Raw genomic sequence first — 1,038 nt, 5'->3', positions numbered from 1 at the left:
ATGTTTAGCGAGTAACACACACTATAAGAAAAGGTATGCATTCATTTACACATAATTATTGACGGTCCCAAACGAAGATAATAGTGTATCACTCTGAATCTTGATATTCTAGTTTATTTCATTATCTTATATTTTATAATTCGGCCCTACTTATATAATTAGATATCTTAAAAGATTTAATTATTTTGTCTTCTTATAGCTTGCTTAATTAGTTTTTTCGGCTAACAATATATTGTCCATTTTTTCCAATAAATCAAGTGCTTCTTCAGTTGTTATATAAGCCTTATGATAACAAGCAATGTGCCATTTACTTTTTTGAGGGGTATCCTTTTTAATATACCAATCCTCTATTTTAGGTCTTAAAAATACTATATATCCTGGATATCCAAATTCTAATGATGTTTCTTTAGCAATTAAAGTATGTAGTATAGCATGTTCAACAATATCGCAGAATACTAAATACTCTTTTTTATGATATTTGTATGGGATATTTTGCCTTTTTATAAATGCCCCATCTGTCATATTTAAAAACTTGTTTTCGAAAATGTGATGACACTCTAACCCTTCAAGAGATCTCGCGAATTTCCCTTTCGCAATACTTTTTATTTCTCCATTTAAAAATCGCTCGTACGATTTTTCTCTATAGTAATCATCTTCTGCTGCCCCATATTTATTAAGCAGAAATTCTACTGCTTCATTATAGGGTTTAGACAGCAGAGATAAATACTCGTCTTTTTTATCCATTTTTAATTCTCACCTCTTTTTATTGGCTCTCCCTAATCATGTGTGCTTGACATTGAAAAAAGCAGAATCTTCCTCTAATGTTTAAAGTACCAACCCAAAACATTGATAGAGAGGAAGTTCTGCTTGTATAAACAGTTTACTACAGATATCCTGCACCTACCAACCTTTATATTGAATAATGAAGGAGAACGTGTGAAAGATGGCTGGGTTCTCGGCGTCGAGCTGAAGCCACAGAACCATCTCTGTCCGTTATGCTTCCAGGAAAGTATCAATCATGCCAGAAACAAGAATCGC

At 32.6% G+C, this 1,038-nt stretch carries 1 protein-coding gene; it reads right to left on the bottom strand.

What is annotated here, in order from left to right; all coding sequences use genetic code 11:
- Window positions 1-204 precede the first annotated feature (204 nt).
- Window positions 205-744 (bottom strand): SAV1803-related protein, encoded by a 540-nt coding sequence (locus tag ACFFLE_RS07110; RefSeq protein ID WP_380570446.1) that lies wholly within the window; start codon window positions 742-744, stop codon window positions 205-207.
- Window positions 745-1,038 lie beyond the last annotated feature (294 nt).

The sequence above is a fragment of the Salinicoccus siamensis genome (assembly GCF_042429615.1).
GTDB classification, from domain to species: Bacteria; Bacillota; Bacilli; order Staphylococcales; family Salinicoccaceae; genus Salinicoccus; species Salinicoccus siamensis.
This window is presented reverse-complemented; position numbering and strand designations above follow the sequence as displayed.